This window comes from Sinomicrobium kalidii (assembly GCF_021183825.1).
Lineage (GTDB): Bacteria > Bacteroidota > Bacteroidia > Flavobacteriales > Flavobacteriaceae > Sinomicrobium > Sinomicrobium kalidii.
The window spans coordinates 476866-495798 of the sequence record NZ_CP089211.1; the positions used below are offsets into that span (position 1 = coordinate 476866).

The window sequence follows — 18933 nt, forward strand, 5'->3', positions numbered from 1 at the left end:
TCGGCTCACCCGATAAATTTATAAACGGTAATTAAAACCCCCACCATTAGCCCATAAAAGAATATTTATCTTACTTTCCCGGGCTCCTATCTCGTTCTCCAGACGTTTCTCTATATTCTCAAATCGCTTTTCTATACTTTCAAACCTCTGAAGTACCTTCTCCATGCCGCTTCCTGTTTTCATTTCAATTAGCGCTAAGATAGGCGTTTTTATCTTTTCGGGCAATTTTTCCGTTTGTTCATTCATGTCGGTGATCTTCATTATCAAACGTTTAAATTTAATACACTTGAAAAGGTTTTTAATCCCGGATTCCCTGAGAGAATATTTTCAGAGAATCCGGGATTTACGACTTTTATATCACTTGCCCAACAATAGCAATTCATTACAAACAATCTCCGTTATATATCGCTTATTCCCGTCCCGGTCTTCCCAGGATCGCGTGGCCAGCTTACCTTCTACGGCGATCTCTTTTCCCTTTTCTACATAATTTTCCACTACATTGACCAGCCCCCCGCGAACTACTATATTGTGCCAGTACGTCCGTTTCACTTTTTCCCCGTTCTTATCCTTGTAGTTGTCATTTGTTGCAAGTGGAAACCGGGCTATCTTGTTTCCGTCTTCAAAATTGACAAATTCAGGATCCTGCCCCAATCGTCCTATTAATTGTACTTTGTTTTTAATAGCGTTCATAATACTAAAATTTTAAGGTTAAACAGTTAATATTATCAGACTTGAAATATCCAACGGCACAAACATAGAATTGCAATATCGTTTTACCCGGTAGTTAAATAATTACTTTCATTTGTATTCGTTTGTAACTAATTGTAACTATTTACAAATAAATATGTTACTCAATATCAATATATTACAAAAAGTTCTTTGCGAATATTATCACCGTATATTTCCCTGTTTTTATTTCAATTCCCCTTGAAAAAACAAATTCACAGTGTATAAATTTCCCTGAATATTCTTTTCCGGACATGGATGTTAGTGCATTCAGATACCGGTAAAACAAACATTCTTCAGGACTGTTTTGTTGCCCATGCCAATTTTAACACACTACTTATTTTAGTATCTTAGTCATTGAAATACAGTATCATTAATCAGATTACCATGAAAAATATTCTGATCACCCTTACTTTTCTTCTCTACCTGTGTTTTTGTATCTCTTCCTGCACTGATCCGGGAAAGGATATTCCGGAAAAAAAGGATCATCTTATTGACGGAACGGACGGAATAAAACTTCACGTCCGGGAAATTTATTTTAAGGATCGCAACGCTTCCGACATCCCTCCTCTGCTCATGGTACATGGCGGAGGTCCCGGCGCCGTTGCCTCGTTTGACCTGGATGTCCCGGGCGGTTCACTGGCCACTGATATTGCACGTAAAGGCCCAAAGGTTTACATTATGAATATCCGGGGCTGGGAGAAATCCACCCTGCCGGAATACGACCTTTCGGATTCTACCCTTATAGTGGGCAATTACAGGGATGCTGGTAAAGATATCAACAGTGTTATCGATTTTATCAGGGAACGGGATGCTGTGGAAAAAGTGTCCTATTTCGGCTGGGCTACGGGCGGACATTGGGGAGGCTATTATGCGACCCTGCACCCTGACAAACTGGCCCATTTTATTTCACTCAATTCTTTGTACGGCACGGACGCCCCGTGGGAACTGAAACCCTATTTTCAGTCAGAAAAGGATTCTTCCCGTTATAATAAACAAGGATTCTTCAGAAAATCGGTAAAAAATGCATTAACCCGAAAATGGACATCGACCATACCAACTGAAGCCAAAGAAGAATGGCGTGACCCTGAAATTGCAAAAGCCTATCGTGAAACTGCCGTAAAATTATCCACACTCCGGGATACCATGCTTGTGCCCGGAGGATACAGGGAAGAAAGTTTTTATATGTCCAACGGTAAAAAGTACTGGGATGCCGGGGATATTTCAACCCCGTCACTCATTATCCGAAGTGCACTGGATTTCTGGTCAAGACCCGATGACCTCAAAGCCATAGACAAGGATCTGAACATCGAAAAGAAAAGGATCATCACCATTCCGGGCACGCATTACCTGTTTCTCGACCGTCCGGAGAGGGGGCGGAACCGGTTGATAGAAGAAATCGTGGATTTCACGGAAAAATATTGAACATAAAAATACCCATGATTGACAAGTTACGGGCATTTTATTCCTCTTTGGGATTTTACTACATTTTTTCGTACATGTTCCGTAGTTTTCGGGGAGTTATAACCTGTTTCCAGTCTTTCCCCAGGGCATTTTCCCAAAGGGGCACCATTCCCATAGAGACGTTGATCATCGTATCGAATTCAGCATCGTTCAGGTCAGCACAAAGTCCCCCGGGGATTTCCACTCCGTGCCTGTCTACCATTTCCTTGAATTGTTTCACTCCTTCCGGATAAAATTCTTCGAGGTGATCGAATACGATACAGTTCCCCACCCCGTGCCGGGTACCCAGCAAATATGACAAGCCATAACTCATGGCATGTGCCACACCTACCTGTGAATACGCAATACTCATACCGCCATGCCAGGATGCCATCATCAGTTTCTCACGGGATTCTTCTTCGGGCAGGGTGCCGTTACAAAAGACATCATTGCACAAGTCGAGCGATTTTTCGCCATAACTCTGACTAAAAGCATTCAGGTAAGTGCCTGTCAGCGATTCTATACAGTGAATATAACAATCCATCCCGGTATAAAACCACTGGTTTACCGGAACTCCCGCACACAGGTCCGGATCGAGTACTACCTGATCAAAAGGTGTATAGTCTGAGTTTATACCCAGCTTTTTTTCGGGCCCTGTAAGAACTGTGGTCCGGGAAACTTCTGCCCCGGTTCCGCTTATGGTCGGGATCCCCACATGGTATACGGCCGGATTTTTCACCAGATCCCATCCCTGATAATCTACAGACGATCCGGGATTGGCAAGCATAATGGCCACTGCCTTGGCCAGGTCCATAAGTGTTCCCCCTCCTATTCCTATGATCCCGGAAGGAAGTTCGTCAAACTCTTGTTTTATTCCGTCACGTAACTCGTCTACCTGCGAAGTCTTGGGTTCCGTATCGGCATTGATAAAAATGATTTTGTCCCGGTGCTCAAGTGGTATCCTTTCTGCAAAAGGACTGCTTTGAAAAACATCGTCCACCAGAAAGATAAAGGGTGAATTATTATTTACGCGTTTAGGAGCTATGATTTCTCCCAACTGGTTAAAACTACCGCACCCGAAAACCACTCTGGGCACCATAGGAAAATTTCTGAACGTCATACTACTGTTGCTTTTTGTGCTTTATTCAGTTCAGTTCCTGCTGGAACTGCCGGACAAACCGTCCCACGTGATAGCCATCCATAAGTGCGTGATGTACGTGCACGGAAACGGGCATCCATTTTTTATTTTCCTTTTCGAATATCCTTCCGAAGGAAATTTTCGGAACGGAATCCTTAAACCTAAAACTCCTGGCATGAGATAAAGAAGTGAACTGCACCCAGGGAATCGCCGAAAAATGAATGACGCTATCACCGCTTTCGGAGGGTATCAGTTCCCTGGTACTACGTACCCTGTCTATTTCGGATTGGGCATTTTTGCGAAAAGAAACAAAATCTTCCTCATAATTAATATAGGAAAAACCAAAAGTACCGTCTTCCCGGTCAATGGTCGAGGACGCGCTTACCCGGTCGTACACCAGGACTTCATTGTCCTTTATCCGGTATTTAAACTCCGGGATGTTATTTGCGGTTTTCAGGGATGCGTATAAATAATATATAAAGAGGGAAATGCTTTCCTGTTTACAATATCTGTATGCCCCGGTAATATCCACATTAAAAGTAACTCCGAAAAAAGGTTCTTCGAAATCCTTAAAAAAGAAAAAGTGTTCTTTGCGGTTCCAGTTTTCTATATCCAGTTTTTCTGTCATTTCAAAAACCTTAATATTTCCCTGATGTTGTTTACTGTCCTGTATCCGCCGTTGTCTTCGCTTTCATGTACCTGCTCATGGACCCAGGTGGTATGGAAAGGCACGTGAACGGCCTGTGCCCCTATATTAACTATAGGCAATACATCAGACTTAAGGGAATTTCCAACCATAAGGAATTCCTCCGGTTTTATTTCCAGATGTTCGAGCAGATTCCGGTAATTTTCCTCCTTTTTTTCACTCAGTACTTCAATGTGATGAAAGTATTCGGAAAGTCCGGAACGCTCCATCTTTCTTTCCTGGTCGAGAAGATCGCCCTTGGTGAGCACTATAAGCCGATAATCCCTGCTCAGTTCTTCCAGCACTTCTTCTACTCCATCCAGCAGTTCCACCGGTTTAGCGATCATCTCTTTACCAAGATGCAAAATTCCGGAGATGGTTGCAGTGGAAACTTTTCCGTTGGAAAGGTCTATGGCACTTTCTATCATGGAAAGCACAAACCCCTTGACCCCGTAACCGTAAAGGTCGAGATTTTCCATCTCCATCTTAAACAGCTCCTGGTCTATCTTGTTTTCGGTTTCGTACTGTGACAATAGCCGGGCAAATTTTTGTTCCGCTTCCCTGAAATAGGTTTCATTGACCCACAGGGTATCGTCTGCATCAAAGCCTACTACTTTGATATTGTCGTATTTTATTTCCATACTTTTTTAGCGCGTTCAAGGTCTTCCGGGGTATCTATTTCAATGCCCTCGATCCCGGTTTCCACCATTTTTATCTTCTTGCCGTATTCGAGGTAACGTATGGCCTCTATTTTTTCCGAAGCTTCCAGGGGCAACATGGGCAAATGGTAAAAATCCATGATGGCACTTTTCCGGAAGGCATACACCCCCTTGTGTTTAAAATACCGCGCCCCAGCGTCCTTTGCCCTGGGATATGGTATCGGGGAGCGGGAAAAATAAAGGGCAAAATTCCAGTGATCAACGATAACCTTTACAATATTGGGGTTATTGATCTCTTCCCAATCGCTGATCTCGGTCATTAGCGAAGCAAGGTCTATTTCTTTCCTTTTATCGTCCCTGAAGACCTCTACCACCTTGCTCAGGCTTTCACGATCGGTAAAAGGTTCGTCGCCCTGTACGTTGACCACAATATCCACCTCCATCTGCTCCACGGCCTCTGCTATCCTGTCACTCCCGCATTCGTGCTCCTTCCTGCTCATTATGGCCTTACCGCCGTTATCTACGATCTCTTTGTAAATGATATCACTATCGGTAACCACAAAAACATCGTCAAAGATCCCGGTCCTGACCGTTGCTTCGTATGTGCGTAAAATAACAGGTTTGCCTTTAAGGTCCTGCATCAGTTTTCCCGGAAACCTGGTAGCCGCATATCTTGCGGGTATCATTGCTATGATCTTCATCTGTATCTTTTTGAAAGGACAAAAGCCCCCTGCGCCGGGGAAAAGTCCGAAGTCCGATATATTCAACAATTCCCGCATACATTTCGCAATGCCGGTCCTGTCTTTTACAAAAGACCAAAAATAACTAATTCCCGGCAAGCGCGAAAATTATTGTTTCCCCTAATTTATGCAATTAAAAATACCGCGCAGAAACGCACTCACTTCTCCTTACGGGGGCGTATTCTCCGGTAAAACCGAAATACCATGACCAGTATCAGGATCACGAGGACTACGGCGAGAACGGGTAAAAAAACGGATATTACCGACAGCAAAGCAGCTACTATCGTTTCGACCGTACTGACAATAGGATTTCCGAATCCGGCGGTAGAGACGGAAGAGGTTAAACGGGTGGCAGCAGATGCTCCTTTGATCGCCGCCGCTGTTCCTCCACCTGCAATCAGTGCTATGGTCCACGTCATGGCAGGATCGAGCCCTGCAGTGGTTGAAACTACAGCCAGTGTTCCGGCAATACCGGCAAGGGGAAGGGCAATACTGTCCAGCAGGTTATCCACCCAGGGAATATAGTACGCAAATATCTCCGTAATAACGGCCACCCCCAGAATGATCAGGGCAGGAAGGCCTCCCAGCCACTGCCAGTCTTCGTTGAGTTCCCACATCCCGAAATAGGAAACAAGACTCAGGGCAAGCAATGGCAGAAAAATACGGAACCCCACACTTGCCGCAAGTCCGATGCCGAGAAATATGCTGATAATAGTTTCAGTGGTCATACTTATCTTTGAAGCATTTACATCGCTCCAAAAATAAGAAATCATCCTTCTACAAAAAAATCGTCCCTGAAACCTATGAGGTACAGCTTGTTCTTTGCGCGTGTCACGGCGGTATAGAGCCACCGCAAATAATCCCGGTTAATGCCGTCGGGGAGGTAAGGTTGTTCGACAAATATGGTATCCCACTGCCCTCCCTGGCTTTTATGACAGGTTATGGCATAGGAAAATTTCACCTGAAGGGCATTAAAATACTTATTGTTCTTTACTTTCAGGAACTTCTTATAATTGGACCTTTCTTCTTCGTAATCTTTCATGACTTCCTGGTACAACCTGTTGGAATCTTCATAGGGAAGGGATGGTGTTTCGGCATGTATGGTATCTAACAGCAATACGGTCTCCAGGGGAGTCATATCGGGATAATCGACCATCCTTACCTTGACCTCTGCAAACTTGAACCCGTAAAGTTCTTTAATGGCAAATATTTCCAGTACTTCAATAATATCCCCGTTGGCAATAAAACCGGCTTCGCTGCTGGCCTTCACCCAGAAATAATTGTTTTTCACCACCATGAGGTAATCGCCCGTGGCAAGTTCATTGTCGTGAAACAATATCCTGCTCCTTATCTGCTGATTGTAAAGATTGGCTCTTTTGTTGGACCTTACTATGATCACCGTTTCTTCCCGGCCGTTGTTACCATAGGCCTCATCGATGGCATTTTGTATTTCATAACCGTCGGTGAGCCGTACAATGTCTTCAAACCCGGATACTTTAAACTTAAAATCAAAAATGTCATCTCCGGCAAGGCATTCCCGGATATTGGTGGCATTGTACAGTATCCCCGAATGCAACTGCTGTCGCACCACTTCGTCCAGTTCGATCCGGTTGACTTCCTTGTTGTAGTGCAGGGAAAGTGTATTTTCATCCAGGGCCGGGCTTATATCCAGGTTTACGGGTGGTAATTGAGCCGTGTCCCCGATAAGCATGAGTTTGCAGTTGTGCCCCGAATACACATAATACATGAGATCATCCAGCAGGGAACCGTTTTCAAACAGTTTGGAATCACCGGGCAGGTCGGGTATCATGGAGGCTTCGTCAACAATGAACAGGGTATCCCGGTGTTTGTTGGCCTGTAAAACGAACTTTACTCCGCCGTTTTTCTGCTTCCTGGGAAAATATATCTTCTTGTGAATGGTAAAGGCCGTAGTCCCCGCATATGAAGTTATTACCTTGGCTGCCCTGCCTGTAGGTGCCAGGAGCACCGTTTTTTTATAGCTTCCCCGCATATTGGACACCAGTGCACCTATAATGGTGGTCTTCCCGGTACCGGCAAACCCCTTGAGGAGGAAAACCCGGTCCTCTTCCCTTGAGAAAATATATTCCGATAACTGTTGCAGGGCCGATTCCTGCTTTAAGGTCGGATTATGGGGGAATTTCTTTACAATATCCCTGAAAAATGAAGATGCATCCATAAAATCTGCTCCTTTTGCCAAAAGTACAAATTGATTTACGATTTGAAAGCGGTAAAATACCGTGATCCGGAAATAATAATTTGACCGGATTTCGCCGCAACCGGGATAAACACCCCATATTGTCATCATAACCCTTAACTTGGGGCAGCAGGCTCATTTTTAAGGTGAAAAACTTTTCCAAATAAAAAAAAATTGTAGTTTTGCGTAAAACCTCTTTAACTAACAAAAAGATTAAAATGAAAACAGCGATACAAATTGCTTTATGGATCCTCAGCATTTTCTTTGCCTACAAAATCTACAGGTCTGTCAATGATCCCATTAAGTTTGACAAAATCAAAACAGAACGCTATGCCAAAGTTATTGACAAGTTAAAGAAAATAAGGGATGCCCAGGAAGCATACCGGACAGTTACTGGTAGTTTCGCCAAAGATTTCAATAGTCTCGTCAAGTTTATAGATACGGCACAATTCGCCATTACCCAGCAAAGGGATACCAGTTGGGTTGAATACGATCCTGTATACAGGATTGATATGCCGAAAGAGGGAAAAGTCATCGATACCCTGGGATTTGTATCGGTAAAGGACTCGCTGTTCAAAGATTCGGATAGTTATAAAAAGCTGATGAATGTTCCATATGCTCCGAACAATGAAACCTTCACCATGAAATCCGGAATCATTGACCGAAGCGGTTTTAAAGCTTCCGTATTTGAGGCCAAAGTGGACAAGAGCATTATCCTGCACGATCAGCCCAAGGATCTTGTAGCCAAGGAAAAACAGATTATCTCCGTGGATGATGTAAACGGACCCGAGATCATAGTCGGTTCCTTGGAGGATGTAAAAACAACGGGTAACTGGCCAATGATTTATGACTCAAAAAGAAAAAACTAACACATATACCACCACCAATTATAACGAATTGTCCATTCAGGTAAGCTTGAGTGGACTTTCTTTTTGCGTCCTGGACGGACTGAGCAAAACCATCTTTTGCATAGAACACCACCCTTTCGAAACCAGTGTAACACCGCAGGCCTTACTGCAAAAAACGGAGGAGCTCTTCCGCGAACGGGAAATACTCAACCAGCCTTTTAAAAAGGTATATGTGGTACACGAGAACGACCTCTCCACCTTTGTACCCAAGCCTCTTTTCAACGATAAGCACCTTTCGGAATACCTGAAGTTCAACGTAAAAATCTTCAATACCGATTTTGTGACTTATGACGATATAAGCAGCATGGGGCTCATAAACGTTTACATCCCCTTTGTCAATATAAACAACTACATTTTTGACCGCTTCGGGGAGTTTGAATACCGTCATTTTTCAAGTATCCTGGTGGAGACGATACTGCACAACCATCCTGATGTTACCACGCCACATATGTATGTTCATGTGCAACAGGGCCATTTTGAAATTGCAGTGATAAAAGATAAAAAGTTACTGCTGTACAACACGTTTGAATACGCCAATAAGGAGGACTTTATCTATTACATATTGTTTACCGCCGAACAACTGAAACTGAACCCCGAAGAATTTCCGCTCTATTTCCTCGGGGAAATTTACGAAGGGGATGAATTCCATGAAATTGCATATACCTATGTACGGCATATCCATTTTGGAAATAACCACTGCCGTTACCGGATGGCCGGTGACTTACAGACTGTTGAACCTCACCGGGAGCTCATTTCCGTAAACTCTTTTTAAAATGCGTATCATCTCGGGAAAATACAAGGGAAAACGACTCATGGCTCCCAAAAAGCTGCCTGTGCGCCCCACCACCGATTTTGCCAAAGAAGCCCTTTTTAATATTCTGGAAAACCATTTTTACCTCCAGGAGATCACGGTACTGGACCTTTTTGCGGGAACAGGCAATATCAGTTATGAATTTGCCAGCAGGGGCTGCACTTCCATCACTTCGGTAGATGCACACCCTGCCTGTGTACAATACATCCATAAAACGGCGAAGTTATTGGATTTTCCAATCCGTGCTATCAAAAACAATGTATTTCGTTTTCTGGACAAGGTACGTACCCATACAGATATCATCTTTGCCGATCCTCCGTATGACCTTCCTGCAGAAGAATTTGCCCGCATACCGGAACTGGTGTTCGGCAATGAATTACTGGCGGACGAAGGATTTTTAATTATAGAGCATTCCAAATTTACCAGTCTCGAAGATCGCCCTTACTTCAGTTTTCAGAAGAGATACGGCAACTGTGTGTTCAGTTTTTTTGAATGGACAACGAACGAAGAAGAATAGGCGCATAAAAAAACCGCGGAGTAAATTTTTCCGCGGTTCTTTATTTATTGACAATTACCTTTTAGTATTCCCTCGGCCATATATTATTCGAGCCATTTACATCAGGAAGTATCTTGTCGGGGTCTACCTCTACCTTTTTCACCTCTTTATCTGTTTTGAGCAGGTGGTTCCACTCTTCTCCCCGCTGCCATATTTCCACGGGAAGGGTTTTTCGTTCCTTGCTGCCATCTGCATAGGTGATCTCAAAAAGAACAGGCATGGGAATACCTCCCCTGTTACTGAAGCTGATGATATAATTGCCTTCAACCGGCCTTACGGCATCTACAGACAATTCTATATTTTCATTACCGTAAAACCAGCCCTTCCAGAACCAGCTGAGGTTTTCTCCTCCAACATTTTCCATAACGTTAAAGAAATCTGCCGGTTGCGGGTGTTTATACGCCCAGGCTTTTATATAGGCCTTGAATGCATTGTCAAAACGTTCCGGTCCGAGAATGTATTCCCGGAGTATCAGCAACCCTAGGGCAGGTTTGTAATAAGCCACCATTCCCAGGTTACGGCTTTGCACAACGTCGGGGTAAGTGGATATGCTCTCACGATCTTTATCGGTTAACCATCCTACCTGTCCCCTGGAACGGTTTAATCTCGAAGGGTATTCCCCGTTATTGAAAGCCTGCGTGCTGTAGTGGTTGATAAATGTGTTGAACCCTTCGTCCATCCAGGCGTAACGCCTTTCGTTTGACCCTACGATCATCGGGAACCAGATGTGTCCGAACTCGTGATCGGTTACACCCCACAATCCCCTGGTCTTGGCCTGGTATCCGCAAAAAACTATCCCCGGATATTCCATTCCGCCTACATTGGAAGCTACGTTAATAGCTGCGGGATAAGGATATTCGTACCATTTTTCAGAATAGTGTTCGATAGAAGCCTTGGTATATTCGGTAGAACGGCCCCAGGCCAGTTCGCCGTCACTCTCTTCGGTATATACAGACTGTGCCATTGCCTTCTTTCCGCTGGGCAGGTTGATACGCGCAGCATCCCAGATAAATGCCTTTGACGAAGCAAATGCGATATCCCGTGCATTTTCAATCCTGAAATGCCAGGTTATCTTACCGTCCTGTTTCGGACGGGTTGCAGCAGCATCTCCCGCTTCATCCGGGGTAACGATATAAACTGTCTCATCACTATTCGAAGCTTTTTCCATGCGGTCCTGCTGCTTTTTAGTCAGCACGTCCCTGGCATTAACCAGTTCTCCTGAACCTACTACAATATGGTCATAAGGCACTGTGATCTTATAATCGAAATTGCCGTACTCCAGGTAGAATTCACCTGCCCCGAGATAAGGTTCTACATTCCATCCTTCGATATCGTCAAAAACAGCTACCCGCGGATACCATTGTGCCAGGGAATACACCACCCCTTTTTTCATGTCCAGACGTCCCATTCTGTCCATTCCTCTTTCGGGTATCTTAAACTCGAAGTTCATGGATACCGTAGCTTCGCCGCCTTCGGCTGCTATAGGTTCGTTAAAGAACACCTGCATGCGGGTATCATTGATAATATATTTGGAAGAGGCCTTCCCTCTCCTTCCGTTCCTGGCCGCCAGGTTAGTTATCTTGTATCCCCCGTCAACATCTCCGGAATACCGGTTACCTTCTATGGGAGTAGTCAATGTTCCCCTTGAATCTTCAGTGAACCGGTTCTGGTCCAGCTGAATCCAGATAAAATCCAAAGGTTGCGGGCTGTTATTTTGATAGGTTATGGTTATTTTTCCTTTCAGGCGATTGGTTTCGTCGTCCAGTTCCGCTTCAATTTCATAGTCCGCACCGTTCTGCCAGTATTCCGGACCGGGGACACCGGAAGCCGAACGGTAACTGTTACCCCGGTTGTACATAAATTCGCCAAACAGATCCTGGTTGTTGTCTCCTGCCTCCTGTGCATAGGTGTTCACCATGAGGAAAGCAGCGGCAACCACCAAAACCCTTTCCATAAAATGTCTCATCATTTCTTTTGTGGTTTAAGTGATTATTTTAGTTAATTAGAAAACTGATGTGCTAAAATACACAAACATTCGGAGTGCCCATAGAAGATTTAACAAAGGGTTAACTTTGTGTGCTCGTTTTAACTTTATATCCCCGGACACCGAAAGGAAATACGCCTTCATTGCAGATTTTATCTTACTTTTGAATTTATGACAAGAACCGTACTCACAATAATTATATCCTTTCTGTGTCTCTCGGCCTGTAAACAGAAAAAACCGAAAAGTCCGGGTAAAGAAGGAACAGAAACAATCATAAAATACGCCTCGGGGTTCCGGATCACCCATTTCGATTCCTATACGAAAATAGAAGTGTCCGCTCCCTGGCCCGACGCCGAGGAACAGTTCACCTACGTCCTTACCGGTAAAGGTAAAACCCTTCCCGACGGAGTGGCCTATGACGCCCGTATTGACGTTCCGGTAAAAAACATGGTGGTGACGTCTACTACCCACATTCCCGCCCTGGAAGCCCTTGGTGTGGAAGACCGTCTTACCGGATTCCCGGACACGAAATATATTTCATCTGAAAAAACACGTAAAAATGTAGAAAACGGCCGGATAAAGGATCTGGGGAGCAATGAAAGCATTAATACCGAAGTACTCATAGACCTTCAACCCGACATGGTTGTAGGATTCGCGCTCAATGGCGGTAACAAAGCCTATGATATCATCCGAAAATCCGGGGTCCCGGTGGTGTTCAACGGTGACTGGGTAGAAGAATCCCCGCTGGGAAAAGCCGAGTGGATAAAGTTCTTCGCCCCTTTTTTTAATAAGGAAGCCAAAGCAGACAGCATCTTCAACCACATAGAAACGGAATATCAAAATGCGCGGAAACTCGCGGAAAACATCACTGAAAAACCAACGGTACTGAGCGGCGCCATGCACAAGGACGTATGGATACTGCCCGGCGGAAAGAGCTGGGCGGCACAGTTCATCCGCGACGCCGGAGGCCATTACCTGTGGAAAGATACGGACAACACGGGAAGCCTGTTCCTGAATTTCGAAAGCGTACTGAACAAGGCCCAGGATGCCGATTTCTGGATATCCCCCACATTGTTCAAGAGCTATAATGAACTGAAAACCGCCAATCCGCACTACGGAGAATTCAGGCCTTTCCAAACGCAAAACATATATGCTTACAGTAAAACCACGGGGCCCAGAGGAGGCATGCTGTATTTTGAGCTGGGGCCCAACCGGCCGGATATTATCCTCAAGGACCTCATTCACATTTTTCACCCGGAGGTGCTCCCAGAGCACAAGCCATTCTTCTTTAAACCACTGGACCCCTAAAACAGGAACTACGATTTGAAACCATTACGATCCTATAAAATTCCCTTCCTCTTATTTACCCTGCTGCTCGTTTTCTGTTTTTTGATAAACATCAGCCTGGGTTCGGTCCATATTCCGTTTAAACAGATCATAACCGTATTGTTTAACGGAGAAACTGAAAAACAGGCGTGGGACTATATCATCCTGAACTACCGGTTACCCAAAGCTTTCACAGCCATACTCACGGGCTCGGGCCTGGCAGTGAGCGGACTCCTCATGCAAACCCTCTTCCGCAACCCGCTGGCAGGGCCTTTTGTGCTGGGTATCAGTTCCGGCGCCAGTCTGGGCGTAGCTCTTCTGATCATGGGCGCATCTACTTTGGGAATTACGATATTCCTCAGCAACATTTCCTTTGCCATTGCAGCTACGGCAGGCAGTTTCCTTGTATTGCTTGCGGTGATCTCGGTTTCCCTGAAAGTAAGGGACACAATGGCTATCCTTATCATCGGACTCATGTTCGGCAGTATCACCGCCGCAGTAGTAAGCGTCCTGTCCTATTTCAGTAGTGCGGAAAAACTGCAACAATATATTTTCTGGTCCTTCGGCAGTCTCGGAAACCTTTCGTGGAATGAACTCCTCCTGTTGTTCTTACTGGTGTGCTGTGGCATTGCAATGAGCATATTCTCCCTGAAAAGCCTCAATTCACTGTTGCTCGGCGAAAATTATGCCCGGAGCCTGGGGACAGACATCCGGAAAAGCAGGCTGATTATTATATGTACTACCAGCATACTTGCCGGGGGAATCACAGCATTTGCGGGGCCGATAGCTTTTGTAGGCCTGGCCGTACCCCATCTTACCCGGCAGGTGTTCAATACCACAAACCACAAGATCCTGCTTCCCGCCGTGATGCTGTACGGGGCCGTATTAATGCTGATATGCGATACCATCGCACAATGGCCGGCGAGTGAATTTACCCTGCCCATCAATGCCATTACCTCCATTGTAGGGGCTCCCGTGGTAATCTGGTTATTGGTGCGTAAACGAAAAATGATATTTTAGAGGACACATCACTGATAACAAATGAACAGATTGTAATAAAACGGAAAACAACTTTAACGCTACCATGACGACCGATACTAAAAATAGTGTTCTCAAAACAGACAAGCTGGGCATCGGCTATAAATCGGGAAAACACATTGCCGAAATAGCTGCAAACATTTCCTTTGCCGTATACCCTGGGGAACTCACTGCAGTTGTCGGCGCCAATGGTATCGGAAAATCCACACTGTTGCGCACGCTGGCCGGAATACAACCGCCGCTGTCCGGGAAAATCACACTCAGGGAGAATTTACTGACCAGCTATACCCCTGTAGAACTGGCCCGGGAGATCAGCCTTGTACTTACCGACCAGCTTCCCTCGAAAAACCTGACGGTCACGGAAACCATAGCCCTTGGAAGGCAACCTTACACCAACTGGATAGGCACACTTACCGATAACGATCTCGGGAAAATCAAAGAGGTTATTACCCTGCTCAACCTCGGGGACATACAACATAAAAAATGTCATGCGCTGAGTGACGGACAACTACAGAAAGTAATGATCGCCAGGGCTATTGCACAGGACACCTCCGTGGTCATCCTGGACGAACCCACCACGCACCTGGATGTCTACCACAAGACCTATATCCTCAAACTGCTGAAGGACCTGGCCCGTAAAACCGGGAAAAGTATTCTTTTTTCCTCACATGAGATCGATCTCACCATACAGTTGTGCGACAAAATCCTGGTTATGGGCAACAACAAGGTCGATTTCGGTACTCCGTGCCAACTGATCGAAAAGGAAAGCTTTCAGCATCTTTTCCCACAAGACCTTATTGAATTCGACCGGAATACGGGGACCTTCAAGGTGAAATAAAGTAGAAATCTGCTGTGATAAGGACTGTACCGCTTTACAGTGTAAATTAAAAAATTCTATCTTTGGAAAATCAAATAGCTTTATTGTAAATAACGTAAATCAATGACTGAAGGCCTCCTTATTTTTATCGTAGCTGCCGTATCTGTTGCCGCGGGTGTTTTTACCGGGATATACATCCAGCGATTAAAATCCGGGACCCGGCAGAGTACCTGGGCAGAACGGGAAAGCCAGTTGCAATCCGCAATGAGCGGACTACGGGAGGAGATCGAAAAGCTGCACAAGGAAAACGGAAACATCCGCCAGGAAAAAGAAGCGATCGGTCTTCAGCTTGCACGAAAGGAAGCAGAACTGGAAAACCTGGACGAAAAAAACCGGGAACAGAAGAAAGAGGTAGAAAAACTCCAGGAAAAATTCACCCGGGAATTCGAAAACCTGGCCAACAAGATACTGGACGAAAAAAGCAATAAGTTTACTCAGCAAAACCGGGAAAACATCAAGAATATACTTTCGCCCTTACAGGAAAAGATACAACTCTTTGAAAAAAAGGTGGAAGAAAGCCAGAAAGAAAGTATCAGCATACATTCTGCCCTGAAGGAACAACTGCTGAGCCTTCAGAGCCAGAACCTGAAGATCACCCAGGAGGCTGAAAACCTCACCCGCGCCCTGAAAGGCGACAGCAAAATGCAGGGCAACTGGGGTGAACTGGTGCTGGAACGGGTACTGGAAAAAAGCGGACTCGAAAAGGGACGCGAATATGAGATACAGCAAAGTTTTACCAAGGAAGACGGCTCACGGGTATTGCCCGATGTTATCATTCACCTTCCGGACGGCAAAAAAATGATCATAGATTCCAAGGTATCGCTCACCGCCTATGAGCGCTATGTCAATGCCGAAGAAGACCAGAAAGATCTCTTTATCAAGGAACATGTAAATTCTATAAAACGCCATGTGGAGCAGCTTTCCGGTAAAAAATACGAGGACCTGTATGAAATGGAAAGTCCCGATTTTGTATTGATGTTCGTCCCGATCGAACCTGCTTTTGCCATTGCCATAAACCAGGACAATTCGCTCTACAACAAGGCTTTTGACAAAAATATAGTTATCGTCACCCCTTCCACCCTGCTCGCCACACTGAGAACAATAGACACTATGTGGAGCAATGAAAAGCAACAACGCAATGCCATAGAAATTGCAAAACAGGCCGGGGCGCTCTATGACAAGTTTGAAGGACTGATGACAGACCTTACGAAAGTGGGCAAAAAAATGGACGAAGCCAAGACCGAATACAAAGGAGCCATGAACAAACTCTTCGAGGGCCGGGGCAATATTATCATCAGCATAGAAAAACTGAAAAAGATGGGCGCCAAGGCCAAAAAGTCCCTTCCCGAAGCTATTGTAAAGCGCGCGGGGGAAAGCGAAGAAGAATAGTACAACCGAGAACCCTTTATTTTATCTGAATATGAAAAAAGCCGTTATTATTATCCTGCTATCCGTCGTAGCCCTGTTCCTCATCTATTACGCCTTTGTCTATTTTGTGCCGTATAGTGAAGGGGTGCGTTCAGGCGAACTCATCAAAATAAGCCACAAAGGGGTTATGGTAAAAACCTGGGAAGGCGAGATCAGCCAGGGAATATCCGGGGCACAGATATTCAAGTTTTCCGTACTGCCAAAGGACAAAGCGGTCATCGAAGACCTGAAAAACCTGCAGGGAAGATATGTCAAGGTGGATTATGTGGAGCGCTTTACCACTTTCTTCTGGTTGGGAGACACCAGGTATTTCATAACCAATGTCGTGGAAGAACAATCCCCGCATAACAGAAATTAAGATCAGATATGGCTGTAAAATTCAAGACTATTGAAGAATCGCAGGTTACCATTTCGGAACTGATGCTGCCTTCGCATACCAATTTCAGCGGTAAGATACACGGCGGGTACATCCTTTCCCTGCTCGACCAGATCGCTTTTGCCTGTGCTTCCAAACATTCCGAAGCATATTGTGTTACCGCATCGGTAGATACGGTAGATTTCCTTAAACCCATTGAAGTAGGGGAACTGGTCACCATGAAGGCATCGATCAACTTTACCGGTAACTCATCCATGATCGTAGGCATACGTGTTGAAGCCGAAAATATCCAGACCGGAAACGTAAAACACTGCAACTCGTCCTACTTTACCATGGTGGCCAAGGATGATCAGGGAAAGAACGTGAATGTCCCCGGTATCATTATCCGCAACAAAACCGAATTACACCGCTTTCACAAAAGCATTAAACGAATAGAACTGAAAAAAGAGCGGGAAGCACATGCTTCCTCCATCCACCTGACTACCGATACTACGGATATCCCGGATAAATATAAAGTAAGGATAGCTATTCCGTAAAATCTTTGCCCTCCAATATCGCTTGAATTACCGATAATACGAATTATCGTTTTTAAAGACGATATATAGGTAAATCATATTTTGAGACGATATTTGCAAATATCGCTTTTTTAACAGATATTTGTTTTATGACCAGCGTTATAACCGGAGATATTATCAATTCCCGGGAAGCGGATTCTCCCGGACAATGGCTTTCCACATTAAAGGAGACCCTTGCCTACGTATCCGTGGCCCCGAAATACTGGGAGGTTTTCCGGGGCGACAGTTTTCAGGTGGAAATTCAGGATTATTACAATGCTTTCCGAATGGCCGTTTATATCAAGGCGTCCCTCAGAACCATAAAGGGGCTCGATGTACGGATGGCCATAGGGATCGGCTCCAAGACCCATGAGGCTTCTACCATTTCCGAATCCAACGGCGGGGCCTTTATATTTTCGGGTGAACTGTTTGAAACCCTGAAAAAGGAAAAGAAAAACCTGGCCATAAAGACCGGCATCCACCGGATAGATGAAGAACTGAATTTATATTTCAAACTGGGCCTCATTGCCATGGACAACTGGACTCCCAATTCTGCCGAGATCGTAAAACTGTCTATAGAAAACCCGAAGCTTTCCCAGCACGAACTGGGCAAACTCATCAACATCAAGCAAAATACGGTGAGTGAGCGCCAGAAAAGGGCCTATCTCGACGAGATCATGGCACTGGACCACATGTACAGGCAAAAGGTAGATCATATAGAACACGCCCCGGAATAAAAAATCTGTTTGCCCTATGGTAATATTACTAAAACTTTTACTGGCACACCTCATCGGCGACTTTATCCTTCAAACAGACCGCTGGGTCAGGGAAAAAGAGGAAAAAAAACTGGCTTCCGGAAAGTTATACCTGCACGTAGTGTTCCACGCCCTCCTTACATTTATTTTTCTATGGGACGTTAAACTATGGTATGCAGCCCTGATCATAGGTATTACACATTTAATTATAGATGCCGCCAAACTCCTGTTACAAACCCCGAAAACCAAGAGATTGCTGTTTTATATCGACCAACTGCTGCACATTTTGGTCATTATTGCCGTGTGGTATCTCATACTGGGACACATACCGGAATTTTCCCTGTCCCAAAAACAGTTACTATTACTCACCGGGGGAATATTCCTCACTTTCCCCACATCCATATTTATCAAAACCACCATTTCGATTTATACGCCCAAAACAGAACTGGAAAAGGACGACTCCCTTGAAAACGCAGGAAGGTATATAGGCATCCTGGAACGGCTGCTCGTGTTTATTTTTATTGTTTCAGGACATTGGGAAGGCGTAGGATTCCTGATAGCGGCAAAGTCGATTTTCCGGTTCAGTGACCTTACCCAGGCCAAAGACCGCAAGCTTACCGAATACATACTCATAGGTACCTTGCTGAGTTTTGGCACCGCCATTGCCATTGCCATTATATGTTCTTCTTTCCTCCCTTGACCGCGAAACCCGAT

At 45.0% G+C, this 18933-nt stretch carries 21 protein-coding genes; 12 read left to right on the plus strand and 9 right to left on the minus strand.

The features are described 5' to 3' along the window. Positions 1 to 18: 18 nt before the first annotated feature. A complete protein-coding gene (locus LS482_RS01760; RefSeq protein WP_233030024.1) occupies positions 19 to 261 on the minus strand; it encodes a hypothetical protein in 243 nt (80 codons plus the stop codon). Between the two features lie 96 nt (positions 262 to 357). Then, a complete protein-coding gene (locus LS482_RS01765) occupies positions 358 to 690 on the minus strand; it encodes a single-stranded DNA-binding protein (protein ID WP_233030025.1) in 333 nt (110 codons plus the stop codon). A gap of 423 nt (positions 691 to 1113) precedes the next feature. Between LS482_RS01765 and LS482_RS01770 the strand changes: the two genes are divergently transcribed. Continuing rightward, positions 1114 to 2151, plus strand: coding sequence for an alpha/beta fold hydrolase (locus tag LS482_RS01770; RefSeq protein ID WP_233030026.1), 1038 nt, complete (start codon positions 1114 to 1116; stop codon positions 2149 to 2151). A 58-nt stretch (positions 2152 to 2209) separates the two neighbouring features. On the opposite strand, the gene LS482_RS01775 is transcribed toward LS482_RS01770, so the two are convergent. From LS482_RS01775 to LS482_RS01800, 6 genes are all read right to left on the minus strand, one after another. Next, positions 2210 to 3289 carry an iron-containing alcohol dehydrogenase family protein gene (locus LS482_RS01775; protein WP_233030027.1) on the minus strand — a complete coding sequence of 360 codons (1080 nt, stop codon included), beginning with the start codon at positions 3287 to 3289 and terminating at the stop codon, positions 2210 to 2212. Between the two features lie 25 nt (positions 3290 to 3314). Continuing rightward, positions 3315 to 3935 carry a chloramphenicol acetyltransferase gene (locus LS482_RS01780; protein WP_233030028.1) on the minus strand — a complete coding sequence of 207 codons (621 nt, stop codon included), beginning with the start codon at positions 3933 to 3935 and terminating at the stop codon, positions 3315 to 3317. Next, complete coding sequence (locus LS482_RS01785) at positions 3932 to 4633, minus strand: HAD family hydrolase (RefSeq protein WP_233030029.1); 702 nt, start codon at positions 4631 to 4633, stop codon at positions 3932 to 3934. The genes LS482_RS01780 and LS482_RS01785 overlap by 4 nt, the downstream gene beginning before the upstream one ends. Next, positions 4624 to 5352 carry a 3-deoxy-manno-octulosonate cytidylyltransferase gene (kdsB, locus tag LS482_RS01790; protein WP_233030030.1) on the minus strand — a complete coding sequence of 243 codons (729 nt, stop codon included), beginning with the start codon at positions 5350 to 5352 and terminating at the stop codon, positions 4624 to 4626. Before kdsB ends, LS482_RS01785 begins: the two co-directional genes overlap by 10 nt. A 197-nt stretch (positions 5353 to 5549) precedes the next feature. After that, positions 5550 to 6119, minus strand: coding sequence for a DUF4126 domain-containing protein (locus LS482_RS01795; RefSeq protein WP_233030031.1), 570 nt, complete (start codon positions 6117 to 6119; stop codon positions 5550 to 5552). Positions 6120 to 6160: 41 nt separating this feature from the next. Then, positions 6161 to 7588: an ATP-dependent DNA helicase gene (locus tag LS482_RS01800; RefSeq protein ID WP_233031783.1), complete on the minus strand. Its 1428-nt coding sequence runs from the start codon at positions 7586 to 7588 to the stop codon at positions 6161 to 6163. A 236-nt stretch (positions 7589 to 7824) separates the two neighbouring features. On the opposite strand from LS482_RS01800, the gene LS482_RS01805 reads away from it, so the two are divergent. From LS482_RS01805 to LS482_RS01815, 3 genes are read left to right on the plus strand one after another with little or no spacing between them, the layout of a single operon-like run. After that, entirely contained in the window at positions 7825 to 8475 is a 651-nt protein-coding gene (locus LS482_RS01805) for a hypothetical protein (protein ID WP_233030032.1), read from the plus strand. Then, the gene (locus LS482_RS01810; protein WP_233030033.1) at positions 8453 to 9286 is read left to right on the plus strand and encodes a DUF3822 family protein; all 834 of its coding nucleotides are present in this window, start codon (positions 8453 to 8455) and stop codon (positions 9284 to 9286) included. Before LS482_RS01805 ends, LS482_RS01810 begins: the two co-directional genes overlap by 23 nt. A 1-nt stretch (position 9287) precedes the next feature. Continuing rightward, on the plus strand, positions 9288 to 9842 hold the full coding sequence (locus LS482_RS01815) for an RsmD family RNA methyltransferase (protein WP_233030034.1): 555 nt from the start codon (positions 9288 to 9290) through the stop codon (positions 9840 to 9842). Positions 9843 to 9903: 61 nt separating this feature from the next. Here LS482_RS01815 and LS482_RS01820 read toward each other — a convergent pair whose 3' ends face one another. After that, positions 9904 to 11847 (minus strand): M1 family metallopeptidase, encoded by a 1944-nt coding sequence (locus LS482_RS01820; RefSeq protein ID WP_233031784.1) that lies wholly within the window; start codon positions 11845 to 11847, stop codon positions 9904 to 9906. A 189-nt stretch (positions 11848 to 12036) separates the two neighbouring features. Here LS482_RS01820 and LS482_RS01825 point away from each other — a divergent pair, with 189 nt between their 5' ends. The 8 genes from LS482_RS01825 (at position 12037) to LS482_RS01860 (ending at position 18919) form a co-directional block, all read left to right on the plus strand. Continuing rightward, positions 12037 to 13173, plus strand: coding sequence for an ABC transporter substrate-binding protein (locus LS482_RS01825; protein WP_233030035.1), 1137 nt, complete (start codon positions 12037 to 12039; stop codon positions 13171 to 13173). Positions 13174 to 13188: 15 nt separating this feature from the next. Continuing rightward, a complete protein-coding gene (locus LS482_RS01830) occupies positions 13189 to 14211 on the plus strand; it encodes a FecCD family ABC transporter permease (RefSeq protein ID WP_233030036.1) in 1023 nt (340 codons plus the stop codon). Positions 14212 to 14275: 64 nt separating this feature from the next. Then, a complete protein-coding gene (locus LS482_RS01835) occupies positions 14276 to 15067 on the plus strand; it encodes an ABC transporter ATP-binding protein (protein WP_233030037.1) in 792 nt (263 codons plus the stop codon). Between the two features lie 102 nt (positions 15068 to 15169). Beyond that, on the plus strand, positions 15170 to 16495 hold the full coding sequence (locus tag LS482_RS01840; RefSeq protein WP_233030038.1) for a DNA recombination protein RmuC: 1326 nt from the start codon (positions 15170 to 15172) through the stop codon (positions 16493 to 16495). Positions 16496 to 16526: 31 nt separating this feature from the next. Further along, the gene (locus tag LS482_RS01845) at positions 16527 to 16892 is read left to right on the plus strand and encodes a 6-phosphogluconate dehydrogenase (protein WP_233030039.1); all 366 of its coding nucleotides are present in this window, start codon (positions 16527 to 16529) and stop codon (positions 16890 to 16892) included. Positions 16893 to 16900: 8 nt separating this feature from the next. Further along, positions 16901 to 17446 (plus strand): acyl-CoA thioesterase, encoded by a 546-nt coding sequence (locus tag LS482_RS01850; protein ID WP_233030040.1) that lies wholly within the window; start codon positions 16901 to 16903, stop codon positions 17444 to 17446. 128 nt (positions 17447 to 17574) lie between these two features. Further along, positions 17575 to 18201, plus strand: a complete 627-nt coding sequence (locus tag LS482_RS01855; protein WP_233030041.1) for an HMG-box domain-containing protein — start codon at positions 17575 to 17577, stop codon at positions 18199 to 18201. Positions 18202 to 18217: 16 nt separating this feature from the next. Continuing rightward, positions 18218 to 18919, plus strand: a complete 702-nt coding sequence (locus tag LS482_RS01860) for a DUF3307 domain-containing protein (RefSeq protein WP_233030042.1) — start codon at positions 18218 to 18220, stop codon at positions 18917 to 18919. Positions 18920 to 18933: the final 14 nt, after the last annotated feature.